This is a genomic window from Candidatus Accumulibacter meliphilus (assembly GCF_036625345.1).
Taxonomy (GTDB): Bacteria; Pseudomonadota; Gammaproteobacteria; order Burkholderiales; family Rhodocyclaceae; genus Accumulibacter; species Accumulibacter meliphilus.
This window is the reverse complement of record NZ_JAZKTZ010000008.1, coordinates 69,670-84,826: the sequence shown is the minus strand read 5'-3', so window position 1 is coordinate 84,826 and position 15,157 is coordinate 69,670. Positions and strand designations below refer to the sequence as shown.

The 15,157-nt window shown below is 61.4% G+C and carries 14 protein-coding genes and 1 pseudogene; 11 read left to right on the top strand and 4 right to left on the bottom strand.

The window, feature by feature from the left end; all coding sequences use genetic code 11:
• Position 1: 1 nt before the first annotated feature.
• A pseudogene (locus V5B40_RS16920) lies at positions 2 to 1,048 on the bottom strand (inorganic phosphate transporter).
• Positions 1,049 to 1,140: 92 nt separating this feature from the next.
• Between V5B40_RS16920 and V5B40_RS16915 the strand changes: the two are divergent.
• Together V5B40_RS16915 and V5B40_RS16910 are read left to right on the top strand one after the other, a co-directional pair.
• Positions 1,141 to 1,395, top strand: coding sequence for a neutral zinc metallopeptidase (locus tag V5B40_RS16915; RefSeq protein ID WP_332355577.1), 255 nt, complete (start codon positions 1,141 to 1,143; stop codon positions 1,393 to 1,395).
• On the top strand, positions 1,395 to 2,276 hold the full coding sequence (locus V5B40_RS16910) for a peptidoglycan DD-metalloendopeptidase family protein (RefSeq protein ID WP_332355576.1): 882 nt from the start codon (positions 1,395 to 1,397) through the stop codon (positions 2,274 to 2,276). The genes V5B40_RS16915 and V5B40_RS16910 overlap by 1 nt, the downstream gene beginning before the upstream one ends.
• A 68-nt stretch (positions 2,277 to 2,344) precedes the next feature.
• On the opposite strand, the gene fur is transcribed toward V5B40_RS16910, so the two are convergent.
• Positions 2,345 to 2,818: a ferric iron uptake transcriptional regulator gene (fur, locus tag V5B40_RS16905; RefSeq protein ID WP_332355575.1), complete on the bottom strand. Its 474-nt coding sequence runs from the start codon at positions 2,816 to 2,818 to the stop codon at positions 2,345 to 2,347.
• A gap of 132 nt (positions 2,819 to 2,950) precedes the next feature.
• On the opposite strand from fur, the gene V5B40_RS16900 reads away from it, so the two are divergent.
• The 8 genes from V5B40_RS16900 to V5B40_RS16865 all read left to right on the top strand — a co-directional run bounded on the left by V5B40_RS16900 (position 2,951) and on the right by V5B40_RS16865 (position 12,678).
• Entirely contained in the window at positions 2,951 to 3,496 is a 546-nt protein-coding gene (locus V5B40_RS16900) for an outer membrane protein assembly factor BamE (protein WP_332355574.1), read from the top strand.
• Between the two features lies 1 nt (position 3,497).
• A complete protein-coding gene (dapB, locus tag V5B40_RS16895) occupies positions 3,498 to 4,304 on the top strand; it encodes a 4-hydroxy-tetrahydrodipicolinate reductase (RefSeq protein WP_332355573.1) in 807 nt (268 codons plus the stop codon).
• A 202-nt stretch (positions 4,305 to 4,506) separates the two neighbouring features.
• A complete protein-coding gene (locus tag V5B40_RS16890; protein ID WP_332352692.1) occupies positions 4,507 to 5,409 on the top strand; it encodes a DUF4338 domain-containing protein in 903 nt (300 codons plus the stop codon).
• Entirely contained in the window at positions 5,406 to 6,926 is a 1,521-nt protein-coding gene (locus V5B40_RS16885) for a transposase family protein (RefSeq protein WP_332352691.1), read from the top strand. Before V5B40_RS16890 ends, V5B40_RS16885 begins: the two co-directional genes overlap by 4 nt.
• Before the next feature lie 383 nt (positions 6,927 to 7,309).
• Positions 7,310 to 8,467, top strand: a complete 1,158-nt coding sequence (carA, locus tag V5B40_RS16880) for a glutamine-hydrolyzing carbamoyl-phosphate synthase small subunit (RefSeq protein ID WP_332355572.1) — start codon at positions 7,310 to 7,312, stop codon at positions 8,465 to 8,467.
• A complete protein-coding gene (gene carB, locus V5B40_RS16875) occupies positions 8,451 to 11,657 on the top strand; it encodes a carbamoyl-phosphate synthase large subunit (RefSeq protein WP_332355571.1) in 3,207 nt (1,068 codons plus the stop codon). Before carA ends, carB begins: the two co-directional genes overlap by 17 nt.
• Before the next feature lie 69 nt (positions 11,658 to 11,726).
• Entirely contained in the window at positions 11,727 to 12,203 is a 477-nt protein-coding gene (greA, locus tag V5B40_RS16870) for a transcription elongation factor GreA (protein WP_332355570.1), read from the top strand.
• Entirely contained in the window at positions 12,175 to 12,678 is a 504-nt protein-coding gene (locus V5B40_RS16865; protein WP_332355569.1) for a DUF4149 domain-containing protein, read from the top strand. The genes greA and V5B40_RS16865 overlap by 29 nt, the downstream gene beginning before the upstream one ends.
• Before the next feature lie 95 nt (positions 12,679 to 12,773).
• Here the strand turns inward: V5B40_RS16865 and V5B40_RS16860 are convergent, their stop codons facing one another.
• Entirely contained in the window at positions 12,774 to 13,085 is a 312-nt protein-coding gene (locus tag V5B40_RS16860; RefSeq protein WP_332353253.1) for a hypothetical protein, read from the bottom strand.
• Between V5B40_RS16860 and V5B40_RS16855 the strand changes: the two genes are divergently transcribed.
• Positions 13,032 to 14,540, top strand: coding sequence for an ISNCY family transposase (locus tag V5B40_RS16855; protein ID WP_332355568.1), 1,509 nt, complete (start codon positions 13,032 to 13,034; stop codon positions 14,538 to 14,540). The genes V5B40_RS16860 and V5B40_RS16855 overlap by 54 nt on opposite strands.
• A gap of 213 nt (positions 14,541 to 14,753) precedes the next feature.
• On the opposite strand, the gene V5B40_RS16850 is transcribed toward V5B40_RS16855, so the two are convergent.
• Positions 14,754 to 15,113: a YhbY family RNA-binding protein gene (locus V5B40_RS16850; RefSeq protein WP_332355567.1), complete on the bottom strand. Its 360-nt coding sequence runs from the start codon at positions 15,111 to 15,113 to the stop codon at positions 14,754 to 14,756.
• Positions 15,114 to 15,157 lie beyond the last annotated feature (44 nt).

Here is a 15,157-nt window from a genome sequence, read left to right as displayed (position 1 = left end):
CTCAGGTGGTCTGACCAAGCATGATTCTGGTAATGGCGTAAATAACGATGGACTGTGATTGCCGCCGCCGGGATGGTGATCACCCAGGTCTTGGCGATGTCCTTTGCCTTCTTCCAGCGTACGGCACGCGGGCGCTCGGAATAGCCGATGCCCATGATCGAGGTGGCCACCACGTGCGTTGTGGATACTGGCGCCCCGACCATTGAAGCGGTAAAAATCAGCAGCGCTGAAGTGAGCTGCGAGTCGAAAGCGTGTAGCGGCGCACCCGGTAGATGGCAAAGCCGAGCGTACGCACAATGCGCCAGCCACCAGACATGATGCCCAGGGTGATCGCCGCAGCACAGGACAGAACCACCCAGAACGGCACTTCGAAACTCGGGATGAAGCCGCCCAGCATCAACACCAGGGTGAGCATGCCCATGCTCTTCTGCGCATCGTTGGCGCCGTGCGAAAACGCCAGGCCGGCAGCGGTCACGAACTGCAACTTGCGCAGAGTGGCGTTGGCGGTCGGTTTGGCGCCGGCCAGCAAGCGACGCCCGAGGCGATGAATCCAGAATCCGACCCAGAATCCGAGCAGTGGCGAGATAAACAGTGCCAGCAAAACCTTCGTGACGCCGGTCAGCTGGCCGGTGGTCATCAGCTCGCGAAAGCCCCAGACCACATGCTCTGAGCCAACTGCCGCGACCACCGCTCCAGCGAGACCGCCGACCAGCGCGTGCGACGACGACGAGGGAATGCCGAGCCACCAGGTCGCCAGGTTCCAGACGATGGCGCCGAGCAGGCCGCAGAACATGATCAACACGGCGAGCTGTGGGTCGACACCATTCAGATCGACGAACTTGCCGATGGTGTTGGCAACCGCCGTACCGCCGAGCAAAGGGCCCATGAACTCGAAAAAGCCGACGATCAGGACGGCCTGCACCGGAGTCATCGCCCGTGAGGCGATGACCGTCGCCACGATATTTGCGGCATCATGAAAGCCGTTGGTGTAGTCGAAGATCAACACGACCACCACCGTCGCCACGGCCATCCAGAACAAAGTATCCATACGCACCCTTCTTGTAAAAAAAGCCTCTACGGGCCTCTGCTTGTAAAAAGTGCGCGGATTATGCACGAAAATTCGCATTTGTACACGTATAGATGCTATCTGCGGCACGAAACAGCCACCTTGAGGACGAATCATGCGCCTGGACAATCAAAGCAAGAGCCGCAATGTTGAGGAGCACCGCGGCGATCGGCGAGGATCGCCGGCAACGGCAAACGCAAGGGCAGGTGGTAGCGGAATCCTTCACCCACGGGACGTCCAGCCAGCGAGTATGCTGGTTCAAACGCTGCATGGACAGCGGCGGACGTAACATCCGACAATGCGACAGCTTCTCCCCGAAATCACTGTGATGACCCACTATATGCGCAGAATCGTCACCATCGCCACCGTCGCCATCTCGTCCTGCACGACCCTGCTGATGGCTGTGCTGACCGGCTCCTCGGCACACGCAGCGCTTCCGACGGCAGCCAGTGTCCCCGGCGGCGTGGCCTTGATCGTTCTTGGCCCGATTTCGGCGAGCGGCACACGACCGCTGGCCTGGCTGGGTGCACAGCGGGTGCTGGTGGCCGCCGAGGGCGCGCAGTGGGTCGCTGTGGTCGGTCTCGATCTGGCGACCACTCCGGGGACGTACGAGCTGCGGGTCGACATCGCTGGCGAATGGCAAGAGCGCCCATTCGCTGTCGTCAGCAAGGACTATCCTGAGCAACGAATCACGATGAAGGACAGCAGCAAGGTGCAGTTGTCGGCCAGCGATCTGACCCGCGTCGAGGGTGAACTGGCCACCATCCAGCGCCTGAAACGCCATTGGCGCGAGGCAACAGAGACCGACCTGGCTTTCGTCCTGCCGGCGCAAGGACGGCGTAGCGGGCGCTTCGGCGTGCGCCGATTCTTCAACGGCGAGCCCCGCTCAGCGCACGCCGGATTCGATATCGCCGTCGCGCGCGGGGCAACGGTCACGGCCAATGCGCAGGGCCAAGTACTCGCCGTCGACGACTACTTCTTCAACGGCAAAACCGTTTTTGTCGATCACGGCAACGGCCTGATCAGCATGTATTGCCACCTCGACAGCACCGCCGTGCAGCCCGGCGAAACGGTAAGCAAGGGACAGCGCATCGGCGCCGCTGGCATGACCGGCCGCGCCACCGGCCCGCACCTGCACTGGAGCGTGATCCTCAACGGCGCGATGGTGAACCCGGAACTGTTTGTGGTCGAGTCAGGCAAGAAGGATTGATGCAGCCGAATCGTCGGTGAATGCCTGCGCGTAAGCCGTCGGCGGTGGCGGGTGGCGGGCGCCGCGCTTCAGTCGCCGGCTGACAGTTTGTTACGCTCGCCAGAATTGCTCGCCGCAGCGGCACGATGCGGGCATTCCGGCTTGCTGCATTCGGCGTAAAGGTAGAGTGCGTGCTCGCGAATGATGAAGCCGCGCTCGCGGGCGATGCGTGTTTGTCGACGTTCGATCTCGGCATCGTAGAATTCCTCGACGCGTCCGCAGTCGATGCACACCAGATGATCGTGGTGCTGCCCGGCACTGAGTTCGAAAACAGCTTTGCCCGATTCGAAATAGTGGCGTTCGAGGAGGCCCGCCTGTTCGAACTGCGTGAGAACGCGGTAAACGGTCGCCAGGCCAACGTCAAGATTCTCGGCGAGTAGCAGCCGGTAGACATCCTCTGCCGTAAGATGGCGAACCTCGGTCCTCTCGAACAGGGCGAGAATCTTGAGGCGCGGAAGCGTGGCTTTCAGGCCCATACTCTTGAGATTGTCTGAGTTGCTCATCGGCTTACCTTGGTCGGCTGCGGGGAAAGTGGGCTACAATTTCGGTTATCATATACCGTCGACTGTCGCCGTGATCAGCTGAGGCAAGCATTGCGCAGGCTTATCGGTCGATCCGGCTACGGGTAGTTGGTAGTGGCGACTGTACCAACGCTCACCTCACTTCTCTTTGATCCTTTACCACGATCCGACCCGAACATGACCTTCCCGCGATTTGCCACTGCCGTCCTTGTTCTCTGCGTGATATCGGCTTGCTCCGAAGTCCCGCATATCATTACCGAGTATCGGATCGATGTACAACAGGGAAACGTTCTGACCCAGGATATGGTTTCGCAGTTGCGCCCCGGCCTGACCAAAGATCAGGTGCGCTTCATTCTCGGTACGCCGGTGCTGGTTGACATGTTCCATGCCCAGCGCTGGGATTACTTCTACTCGCTGAAGAAAGGCAACAGCTCGAAGGCCGAGACGCGGAATTTCGTCGTTTATTTTGACGACGACGGCAAGCTGGTGCGAGTCACGGGCGACGTCGCCCCCGCCACACCGACCGACGGTGCGGTGCTACCGGAAACACGGATTCGGGAAATCGATCTCGGCTCGCTGCCGACCGACGGGAGCGCAACCGTTCCGCCGCCGGAGGAAGAGGGCTTTTTTGGCAAAATCCTGGAGAGCGTGGGGCTGTGAAATGAAGGCATTGAAAATCGCTATCGCAGGTGCTGGCGGGCGCATGGGACGCATGCTGCTTGAAGTCACCCTCAAGGATTCGCAAGCGACGCTGGCAGCAGCAATCGACCAGCCCGGCGCCCCGCTGCTCGGCAAGGACGCCGGCGAAGTCGTCGGCTCACCTTGCGGGGTGATGATCAGCAGCGACAGCGAAGCGGGAATTGCCCAGGCCAGCTGCCTGATCGATTTCACTCGGCCGGAGGGCACCCTTCAGCACCTCGAAATCTGCCGTCGGCATGGCACGGCAATCGTCATTGGCACCACCGGATTTGATGCTCGCGGAAAGCAGGCAATTGCCGCGGCGGCGCAGGATATCCCGGTGGTCTTTGCACCGAACATGAGCGTCGGCGTCAACGTGGTCTTCAAACTGCTCGACGTGGCTGCCCGCATCATGAACGAGGGCTACGACGTCGAGATCGTCGAAGCGCACCACCGCCATAAAATCGATGCCCCATCGGGAACGGCTTTGCGCATGGGCGAGGTCGTCGCGCAAGCGCTTGGTCGCGAACTCGGGGAGTGCGCCGTTTATGGCCGCGAGGGAGTCACCGGCGAGCGACTGCCGGCGACGATCGGCTTTGCCACCGTTCGCGGCGGCGATATCGTCGGCGATCACAATGTGCTCTTCTGCGGTCTCGGCGAGCGCGTCGAGATCGGCCACAAGGCAAGTAGCCGCATGCCGTACGCGCTGGGCAGCCTGCGCGCCGCCCATTTTCTGGCCAACATGAAGCACGGCCTGTTCGACATGCAGGACGTTCTCGGCCTGCGCTGAAGCGCCTACCCCGCCCACACGCCCATCGGCGCAGCCTCAGCCCGCGGCAGCGCTGAAGCATGACGACGCCGGCCCAGTAGTGGCAAGGCGTTGCGGTGGGCAGGCAAAAAAAACCTTCGCACAAGAGGGCTAGACAGCCGGGCGGACTTCTGGCAGGATAGGTGGAGCGTAATCAATCTGCGCTTCAGTCGGAGGTTTTGCGATGCTTGCAACGAGTGCGGGGGAATGGGTGCACTGTGGTCGCGTGTTCAGCGCGACGGAGATTGCCGAGCTCTGCGCGACGGTCGCGTGGCTGCCGGGATTGGCACGCAAGGAGTTGGCGGCGACGGTCTGCGAGCACCTGGGCTGGACCACCCTGACGGGGACGGCGAAGATCAGCGCCTGCCTGGACTTCCTGGAGCGTTTGCAGGCGGCCGGATTGCTGGTACTGCCTGCGTTGAGGCCCTCGCCGCCGCGCCGTTGCGCGCCGCCCTCGGCATCCGTCGCCCCCGTTGCCGAGCCGGCGGTGCACTGCGCCCTGTCGGCGCTCGCGCCGGTGTCCCTGGAAGTGGTTCGCGACGCGACCCGGGTGGCGCAGTGGGATGCGCTGGTGGCGCGTTGGCACCCGCTGGGTTTCCAGGGGGCCTTCGGCTACCGGCTGCGCTACTTTATCACGGCGGGCGACCGGCGGCTGGGCTGCGTCCTGCTGTCCGGTGCTGCCCGCGCGGTGGCCGTGCGCGATCAGTGGATCGGCTGGACGGCCCAGGCCCGCCGCGAGAACCTGGCGCGGGTGGTGAACAACAGCCGCTTCCTGATCTTTCCGCACGTCCGGGTGCCGCATCTGGCCAGTCATGTGCTCGGGCAACTCGCGCGCCGCACACGCGCGGACTGGCTCGAACACTGGGGCTTCGAGCCCCTGCTGCTGGAGACCTTCGTCGATCCGCGTCACTATGCCGGCACCTGCTACCGTGCCGCCGGTTGGCAGTTGCTTGGGGCAAGCAGCGGGCGCGGGCTGGCCCGCCCTGGCCAGTCCTATCACAGCACGCCCCGCCAGGTGTGGGTCAAAGCGCTGACCTCGGATGCTTGCGCCTCGTTGTGTGCCGCGCCGGGGAGCCCGCGGTCATGAGCAAACCTTGCCGTCGCCCGACACGCGTGGCCATCAAGAAGCTGCGCTCAGAGAAGAAACGGCAGGAGAAGGTACTGAACGCGAAGCTGCGCGCAACGGGACAAGTCCCCCACTCAGCCGCTCCATTGCCCAACAGAAGCTCGGCCTTCGCGACCGTCGACGAGGAACAAAAGGCCCGCGAGGACGCCGTGAGCAAACAGATGCGCCTCCTGCGCAAAGAGCTGCCCGCCTTGCTCGCTCAACTGGAACAAATTCCCGACCCGAGAGATCCCAAAAAGCGCCGGCACAAGCTGACCGTGCTTCTGCTCTACGGCTTGCTGATGTTCGTCTTTCAGTTCTCCTCCCGGCGCGAGACCAACCGCGAAATATCCCGTCCCCAGTTCATGGCCAACCTCCACCTGCTGTTCCCGGAGATCGATACCCTGCCACACGCCGACACCCTGTTTCGGCTGTTGCGCGACATTGACCTTGAACAGCTCGAACAGGCCCACGTCGATCTGGTGAGGCGGCTGATTCGCGGCAAGAACTTTCGCCGCTATCTGATCGACCACTGCTATCCGATCGCCATCGACGGCTCACAGAAGCTCGCTGGCGACACCCTCTGGACGGAGGAACTCCTGCAACGTACCGTCGGCAAGGACGAAACCCGTCACACCCAGTACTTCGTCTACGTCCTCGAGGCCAGCTTTGCCTTCCACAACGGCCTGGTCATCCCACTGCTCAGCGAGTTCCTCGAACACGCGCTGGGCGAACCCGAAGCGCAAAAGCAGGACTGCGAGCTGCGCGGCTTTGTGCGCTTGAGCGACCGGCTCAAGACGCTGTTCCCCCGCCTGCCGATCCTGCTCCTGCTCGACGGCCTCTACGCCAACGGGCCGGTGATGCGGCGCTGCTTGCGCGCCCACTGGCAGTTCATGATCGTGCTCAAGGACAAGGATTTGTCCACGGTCTGGCAGGAGTTCCGCGCGCTCCACGCCCTGAAGCCACAAGTTGTGCAGCGCGGTTGGGGAAGACGCCGACAACACTTCAGCTGGGTCAACGACATCGACTACGCCTTCGCTGCCAACGGGCGTCAGCGTCTCAAGCTGAATCTGGTGGTCTGTGAGGAAAGCTGGGAGAAGATCGATGAACAGGCCAGGACCGTCACCGAAACATCGCGCCACGCCTGGCTCTCCAGCCAACCGCTCAGCCAAGACAATGTCCATGAGCGCTGCAACCTCGGGGCCCGCCACCGCTGGGGCATCGAAGCGGGCTTCCTCGTCGAAAAACATCAGGGCTACCACTACGAGCATGCCTTTGCCCTCGACTGGAATGCCATGAAAGGCTATCACCTCCTCATGCGCCTGGCGCATGTGTTCAATACCCTGGCACGCTTCACCCGACAGCTACGCGATCTCTATCAGCAACTCGGCGTGCGCGGTGCCATCGCCTTCATTCGAAGCTCCTGCGCCGCCCCCTGGCTCGACCCAGCACGAATCCGCGCGCTCCTCGCCGCTCCATTCCTGCTTCAACTTGAGTGACCTCACACAGGCGTACCCGAAACATCCTCTCGAGCGCGGCGTACGCCGCGTTCGGAAAGGCTCGCCTGGCGATCGTACCGCCGTCCAAAAAATTCTTTCGGCATCCTCCTGGCTGACTCCACCACCCGTCCTTTGCCGCTAGCCAACCGCAATTTGACCGCCTCGACCGCAAAAGCGGGCGTTACCGGCAAATGAGCCTGATTCGGCTGGGTCATGCGTCAGGGCTGAGCCCGCGGCGCGGAATTGGCCAAAAAAGGTGCGCTCCCGTATAATGCTTCGGCTTGCAAGGATCCGAGCGGGAGGGCCGTGCGCCCATCCCGCTTTTGTATGTCTGCAACCCGGACCGGCGACGCATTCACCAGCAGCATCAACAGGAGTCTTTCGTGCCCTTGTTACCCACTCTTCCGCCGGCGATTCTCGCACTGGCCGATGGGACAATCTTCCGCGGCCATGCCATCGGCGCCGGCGGCAGCACCAGCGGCGAGGTGGTGTTCAATACGGCGATGTCCGGCTATCAGGAGATCCTGACCGATCCCTCCTACTGCCGCCAGATCGTTACCCTCACCTATCCGCACATCGGTAACGTCGGCTGCAACGCCGAGGATTTCGAATCGCGCGGCAACTATGCCGCCGGCCTGGTCATTCGCGACCTGCCGATTCGCTCCGAGAGCTGGCGCCTGCAGGAAACCCTGCCCGACTACCTGCACAAGCACGGCGTCGTGGCCATCGCCGGCATCGATACGCGCAAGCTCACCCGCATCCTTCGCGAAGGCGGCGCCCAGGCCGGTTGCATCATGGCCATCGACCTGGATGACGAGCAGGCGATTGCCGAGGCAAGGAACTTCCCCGGTCTCGCCGGAATGGACCTGGCCAAGGTGGTGAGCACTACAGCTTCCTACGAATGGACGGCCGGCGAATGGACCCTGGACGGCTATCGCTCGCTCGCCGAGGGACCGCTTCATGTCCTGGCCTACGATTTCGGCGTCAAGCACAACATCCTGCGCATGCTTGCCAGTCGCGGCTGCAAAGTCACCGTCGTTCCGGCGCAAACGCCGGCCACCGAAGTCATCAAGCGGCAGCCCGATGGCGTATTTCTGTCCAACGGTCCCGGCGACCCGGAACCCTGCGACTACGCCATCGAGGCCATCCGCGAAATCCTTGCCGCCGGAGTGCCGACGTTCGGTATCTGCCTTGGCCATCAGTTGCTGGCCCTGGCGTCCGGTGCGAAGACGACGAAAATGAAGTTCGGCCATCACGGCGCCAACCATCCGGTCAAGGATCTGCGTAGCGGTCAAGTCTTGATCACCAGTCAGAACCATGGTTTCGCGGTCGACGGCGAGACGCTGCCCGCGAACTTGGTGCCAACGCATGTGTCGCTGTTCGACGGCTCACTGCAGGGCCTCGCACGCAGCGACGTCCCCGCCTTTTCCTTTCAGGGCCACCCGGAAGCCAGCCCGGGCCCGCACGATATCGCCCATCTGTTCGATCGCTTCGTCCAGATGATGCAAGACAAGAAGGGGCAAAATGCCCAAACGCACTGACATCAAGAGCATTCTCATCATCGGAGCAGGTCCGATCGTCATCGGCCAGGCCTGCGAGTTCGATTACTCGGGCGCGCAAGCCTGCAAGGCGCTGCGTGAAGAGGGCTACCGGATCATCCTGGTGAACTCGAACCCGGCGACGATCATGACCGATCCGGACATGGCCGACGTCACCTACATCGAGCCGATCAACTGGCAAACCGTCGAGAAAATCATCAGTCGCGAGCGACCCGACGTGCTATTGCCGACGATGGGCGGGCAGACGGCGCTGAACTGCGCCCTCGACCTGGCCAGGCACGGCGTTCTCGACAAGTTCGGCGTCGAGATGATCGGCGCCACCAAGGAAGCGATCGACAAGGCGGAAGACCGGGAGAAATTCAAGCAGGCGATGACCAGGATCGGTCTCGGCTCGGCACGCTCGGCGCTTGCACACTCGATGGAGGAAGCGCTGCAGGTGCAGGCGATGATCGGTTATCCGACCATCATCCGGCCATCCTTCACCATGGGCGGTTCGGGTGGCGGCATTGCCTACAACCAGGAAGAATTCGTCGATATCTGCGAGCGCGGCCTGGAAGCCAGCCCGACCAGCGAGTTGCTCATCGAGGAGTCGCTGATCGGCTGGAAAGAGTTCGAGATGGAGGTGGTTCGCGATCGCAACGACAACTGCATCATCGTCTGCGCGATCGAGAACCTCGACCCGATGGGCGTGCATACCGGCGACTCGATCACCGTCGCGCCGACGCAGACGCTGACCGACAAGGAATACCAGATCATGCGCAACGCCTCGGTGGCGGTCTTGCGCGAAATCGGTGTCGACACCGGCGGCTCCAACGTACAGTTCGCGATCAACCCGCGTGACGGGCGAATGATCGTCATCGAAATGAACCCGCGCGTCTCGCGCTCGTCGGCGCTGGCGTCGAAGGCCACCGGTTTTCCGATCGCCAAGGTAGCTGCCAAGCTGGCGGTCGGCTATACCCTCGACGAACTGGCGAACGAAATCACCGGCGGCAAGACACCGGCTTCTTTCGAACCGTCGATCGACTACGTGGTCACCAAGGTGCCGCGCTTCGCCTTCGAGAAATTCCCCGAGGCCGACTCGCGCCTGACCACGCAAATGAAATCGGTCGGCGAAGTGATGGCCATCGGGCGCACCTTTCAGGAGTCGCTGCAAAAAGCCTTGCGCGGTCTGGAGATCGGCGTCGACGGCTTCGACGAGCGGAGTACCGATCGCGAGGAAATCGAGACGGCGCTCGGCGAGGCCCGCCCGGAACGTATCTGGTACATCGCTGACGCCATGCGCATCGGCATGAGCCTGGATGAAATCCACCGCCTGACGGCCATCGACCCGTGGTTTCTGGCGCAAATCGAGGATCTCTACAAGCAGGCAGAAGTGATTCGCGGGCAGCCGCTGGAATCGCTGTCAGGCGAGGAATTGCGGCACCTGAAGCGTGCCGGTTTCTCGGACAAGCGTCTGGCAACGCTGATGCGGACCACCCAGACAGCCGTTCGCGAGCGCCGTCACGCGCTGCACATTCGCCCGGTGTACAAGCGCGTGGACACCTGCGCCGCCGAATTCGCCACCGATACCGCCTACATGTACTCGACCTACGAGGACGAGTGCGAAGCGAATCCCAGCAACCGCAAGAAGATCATGGTCCTCGGCGGCGGCCCCAACCGGATCGGTCAGGGAATCGAGTTCGACTACTGCTGCGTGCATGCGGCGCTGGCCTTGCGCGAAGATGGTTACGAAACGATCATGGTCAACTGCAATCCGGAGACCGTGTCTACCGACTACGACACCTCGGATCGCCTCTACTTCGAACCGCTGACGCTCGAAGACGTCCTGGAAATCGTCGCCGTCGAAAAACCCTACGGCGTTATCGTTCAGTATGGTGGGCAGACGCCGCTTAAACTGGCGCGTGACCTCGAAGCCAATGGCGTGCCGATTATTGGCACCAGCCCGGACATGATTGACGCCGCAGAGGACCGCGAACGCTTCCAGAAACTGCTGCACGAGTTGGGTCTCAAGCAGCCCGCCAACCGCACCGCGCGCACCGAACCAGACGCCTTGCGCCTGGCGGCCGAGATCGGCTACCCGCTGGTCGTGCGTCCGTCCTATGTCCTCGGCGGGCGAGCCATGGAAATCGTCCACGACCCGCGCGACCTCGAACGCTACATGCGTGAAGCGGTAAAGGTTTCCAACGACTCGCCGGTACTCCTCGACCGTTTCCTCAACGACGCCTGCGAAGTCGACGTCGACGCCCTCGGTGATGGCGACGAAGTGTTGATCGGCGGCGTCATGGAGCACATTGAACAGGCCGGAGTTCACTCTGGCGACTCGGCGTGTTCGCTGCCCCCGCATTACTTGTCCGCCGAATTGCAGGACGAAATGCGCCGACAGACAAAGTTGATGGCCAAGGGCCTCAACGTCTGTGGTCTGATGAATGTGCAGTTCGCCATCCAGGACGGCGTCGTTTTCGTCCTCGAGGTCAACCCGCGCGCCTCGCGTACGGTTCCCTTCGTCTCCAAGGCCACCGGCCTGCAACTGGCAAAGATTGCAGCGCGCTGCATGGTCGGGCAGTCGCTGGCCAGCCAGGGCTTCAGCAAGGAAGTGATCCCGAATTACTTTTCGGTCAAGGAAGCCGTTTTTCCCTTCGCCAAGTTCCGCGGCGTCGACACCATTCTCGGCCCGGAAATGAAATCGACTGGCGAGGTGATGGGCGTCGGGGTCACTTTTGCCGAAGCTTTCGTCAAGAGCCAAACGGCGGCCAGCGTGCGCCTGCCCCGTTCAGGTCAGGTGTTCATCAGCGTCAAGGACTCCGACAAGCCACAAGCCGTGACCATCGCCCGCGATCTGCGCACGGCCGGATTCACCCTGCTGGCGACGCGCGGTACCGCGGCCGCCATCGCCGCCGCGGGCATCGAGGTAAGGGCAGTCAATAAGGTCACCGAAGGCCGGCCGCACGTGGTCGACATGATCAAGAACAATGAAATCGTCCTGATCATCAACACCGTGGACGAGAAGCGCACGGCGATCAACGACTCGCGTTCGATCCGGACTTCGGGCCTGGCGGCAAGGGTAACCATCTACACCACCATCTGGGGCGCCGAAGCCGCTACCGCTGGCATCAGAAACCGCGGCGCACTGGTTGTTTATCCGATCCAGGAATTGCACGCGCAATTGCGTTGATTAATCCATCGAAACGTCGGGAACACCCGCCAGGCGGGTGTCGACGTTTCTCTGTTGGCAGTGAAAGAAATGACCAAAACACCTTTGACCGTAAATGGCGCCGAGAAACTCACCGCCGAACTGCATCATCTGAAGACCGTCGAGCGACCGCAAACCATTGCCGCGATCGCCGAAGCACGCTCGCACGGCGACCTCTCCGAGAACGCCGAATACGATGCGGCCAAGGAGAAACAAGGCTTTGTCGAAGGACGCATCCAGGAAGTGGAAGGCAAACTGGCGAACGCCCAGATCATTGACCCGAGACTGCTCGACGCCGACGGACGTTGCGTGTTTGGCGCAACGCTCGACCTCGACGATCAGGAAACCGGCGCCCGCGTCAGCTATCAAATCGTCGGAGAGGATGAAGCGGATATCAAGGCCGGCAAGATCTCCATCAACTCGCCGATCGCGCGCGCGCTGATCGGCAAATTTGCTGGTGACATCGCCGAAGTGCAGGCACCAGGCGGCGTGCGCGAGTATGAAGTCATCGCCGTGCGCTACGAGTAGTTTCCTGCCGATGCAACGCCTGGCCGATGCGCTCTACGACATCACGCTGACCCTCTGGGTCGGCGGCTTGTGGGCCATCGGTTTTCTCGTCGCACCGACGCTTTTTGCCGCGCTCGCCAGTGACCGCCAATTGGCCGGACTGCTCGCCGGCAAATTGTTTGCCTTGATCGGCTGGGTAGGCCTGGGCTGTGCCAGCTACCTCTTGCTGCACACCGTGCTACGGACGGGTACGATCGCCGTGCGCCGCTGGACCTTCTGGCTACTGATCGGAATGCTGCTGCTCACCGCCATCAATCTCTTCGGCATTCAACCGCTGCTCGCGCAGATCAAGGCCGACGCCTTGCCGAGACAGGCGATTGAGAGCGTGCTCAGCCAGCGCTTCGCCATCTGGCATGGCGTGTCCGGCGTTGTCTACGTGCTTCAGAGCCTGCTCGGGGTATTGCTGATCAGCGGATTCCGGCGCGTTGGCAGGTAGATCACGGCGCGAGCAACTCGCAAGCCAGGAGTGCTGGCAGGCGATGGGCTGAGGATAGATTTCCCAAGTTACTTAGTGCCTGACCGAAAACCCCTTCATCCGAGCAGTAGCAAGGGCTTGGGCGGATTTCCGAGCGATGAAGAATTGATAGCCACAGGATGATTTGTGGTGAAATCATCGAAATTCGGGCTTCTGAGGACAAATAGGTAGAGATCTTCGTGCCAGAACTGGTCATCAATCCGGCAGCGGAAATAATCTTCGTTCTTTTTTGAAAGGCCCGTCACGGGTAGACCAAAGGCATTATAATTGCGGTTACCGAAGAGTACAAACAGGCGAGTTTTTGGAGGCAAGCGATGCGAGTTGTCGAGAATACCCAGATGCACATTGGCGAAGTCGATGTTTCCCATATTATTCTTGACGCCAAGTCGCGCGACGACATCCCGCAGATTCTGCGAGGTTTGCAGTATCTCTACCAAGATCCAGACAAGCGGGCAAAGCTCTTCCAGTTGCTTGAGTCAGACATGGCCCCGAAGGTCGACAAACGGACGGGGCGTCCCGGGATGACGCTCTGGTCGATCTTCGTCTGCGGAGTGATCCGGCTTGACCTGAACATCGACTACGACCGTCTGCATGAGTTGGTCAATCAGCACAACACCATTCGGCAGATGCTCGGGCATGGGTTGTTCGACCCGACGTCGTACCACTACCAAACACTGAAGGACAACGTCACCTTATTCACGCCGGAACTGCTGAACAAGATCAACCAAATCGTCGTGGATGCGGGTCATGAACTGGTCAAAAAAAAAACGGAAGGCGAAGTCCTGCATGGGCGTTGCGACTCCTTCGTGGTTGAGACGGATGTCCATTATCCGACCGATATCAACCTGCTCTTTGACGCCACGCGCAAGGTGATCGAACTGACTGCGCGCCTGAGCGCCGATCAAGGGATGAGCGACTGGCGGCAGCACGCCTACAACGTCAAGCACCTGAAGCGGCACCTGCGCAGCGCGCAGAGCACAAAGCATCGCAAGGCCCGTAGCGAAGCGCAGAAAGAGGCCAATGACCATCGCCTTATTGAGGCCTACCAAACCTACTTGGGGGTCGCCCAAGCCTACCTGGACAAGGCACAGGAGACGCTGAGCAAGACCCCTGCATCTAGCGGTGCTGGCGGCGTTGAGCATCTGGCAGCCAAACTCGAGATCGAACAGTTCATTGCACATGCCGTACGGCAGATTGACCAGACCCGGCGGCGCGTCATTCTGGGAGAAACCATTCCGCATGCCGAGAAGGTCTTTTCGATATTCGAGACGCACACAGAATGGATCAGCAAAGGCAAAGCCGGCGTGCCGGTCGAACTGGGTTTACGGGTCTGCGTCATGGAAGACCAGCACCGCTTCATCCTGCATCATCAAGTCATGGAAAGGCAGACGGACGAGCAGGTCGCAGTGGCCATGGTCAAAGCGACCAAGCAGCATTTTGCCAACTTGGAGGCCTGTAGTTTTGACAAAGGATTTCACTCACCGGCAAACCAGCAGGAACTACAGGCGCATTTGAAACTGGTGGTGTTGCCGCGCAAGGGCAAACTGTCGCAACAGGCACAAGCGGCGGAAAGCGCGGAGGATTTCGTCAAGGCGCGACGTCAGCACTCGGCGGTCGAGTCGGCGATCAACGCACTGGAGGTCCATGGTCTTGATTACTGTCCGGATCATGGGATTTACGGATTCAAACGCTACGTGGCGCTCGCTGTAGTGGCCAGGAACATCCATCGCATCGGCGCCATCCTGCGGGACGGGGAAAATCGGCGGGCGAAGCGCAAAACCCGCTACGCAGATCGCGACATGCCCCACAAAATGGCGGCATAGCCCGCCAAGCGTTTTTCCATGCAGTAACTCCGGCCGCTGTCCGAACGGCTTGTTTGAACACCATGACATTCGGGCATTATGGCCCGCGATCGACAGAAGTCGGCCAGCGCAACTCGGGACGAACGAGAAATTCACGGCCAACCGAGATTTTCAAGTCGGCGCGCGCGCCAAAAACCGGGGTTTTCGGTCAGGCACTACTTACGGGCGCGCATCTCAAGTGCCCGAATCGCCCTGGAAGCTACGCTTGCTACGGCGGGGCTCGCTGCGTTTCGGACGGGGCCTGGCGGACTGCGCCGGGCCGTCTGCTCGCGGCCGCCAGATCACCAGCAATTTACCGATGTGCTGCACCGGCGCCGCATCGAGGCGCTCGCAGAGCGTGGAGAGAAACTGCTCGCGCGCCAAGCGGTCGTCGTTATAGACCCGGATCTTGATCAGCTCGTGGCTGCTTAGATTGACATCGACCTCGCGGACAACCGCTTCCGACAGGCCATTCTGGCTTATCGAAACGACCGGCTGCAGAGAGTGCGCACGGGCGCGCAGGACACGGCGCTCGTCGGAGCTGAGAGTGAGCATACAGGACACCTTTTCTTGAGGACCGCATTTTAGCGGGTTTCGGC

What these genes read in the sequence shown, in the direction of transcription:
- V5B40_RS16915 (WP_332355577.1), top strand. Translation starts at nt 1,141, where the DNA reads ATGCTATCTGCGGCACGAAACAGCCACCTTGAGGACGAATCATGCGCC.
- V5B40_RS16910 (WP_332355576.1), top strand. Translation starts at nt 1,395, where the DNA reads ATGACCCACTATATGCGCAGAATCGTCACCATCGCCACCGTCGCCATC.
- fur (WP_332355575.1), bottom strand. Translation starts at nt 2,818, where the DNA reads ATGAGCAACTCAGACAATCTCAAGAGTATGGGCCTGAAAGCCACGCTT.
- dapB (WP_332355573.1), top strand. Translation starts at nt 3,498, where the DNA reads ATGAAGGCATTGAAAATCGCTATCGCAGGTGCTGGCGGGCGCATGGGA.
- V5B40_RS16890 (WP_332352692.1), top strand. Translation starts at nt 4,507, where the DNA reads ATGCTTGCAACGAGTGCGGGGGAATGGGTGCACTGTGGTCGCGTGTTC.
- V5B40_RS16885 (WP_332352691.1), top strand. Translation starts at nt 5,406, where the DNA reads ATGAGCAAACCTTGCCGTCGCCCGACACGCGTGGCCATCAAGAAGCTG.
- carB (WP_332355571.1), top strand. Translation starts at nt 8,451, where the DNA reads ATGCCCAAACGCACTGACATCAAGAGCATTCTCATCATCGGAGCAGGT.
- greA (WP_332355570.1), top strand. Translation starts at nt 11,727, where the DNA reads ATGACCAAAACACCTTTGACCGTAAATGGCGCCGAGAAACTCACCGCC.
- V5B40_RS16865 (WP_332355569.1), top strand. Translation starts at nt 12,175, where the DNA reads ATGAAGTCATCGCCGTGCGCTACGAGTAGTTTCCTGCCGATGCAACGC.
- V5B40_RS16855 (WP_332355568.1), top strand. Translation starts at nt 13,032, where the DNA reads ATGCGAGTTGTCGAGAATACCCAGATGCACATTGGCGAAGTCGATGTT.
- V5B40_RS16860 (WP_332353253.1), bottom strand. Translation starts at nt 13,085, where the DNA reads ATGGGAAACATCGACTTCGCCAATGTGCATCTGGGTATTCTCGACAAC.
- V5B40_RS16850 (WP_332355567.1), bottom strand. Translation starts at nt 15,113, where the DNA reads ATGCTCACTCTCAGCTCCGACGAGCGCCGTGTCCTGCGCGCCCGTGCG.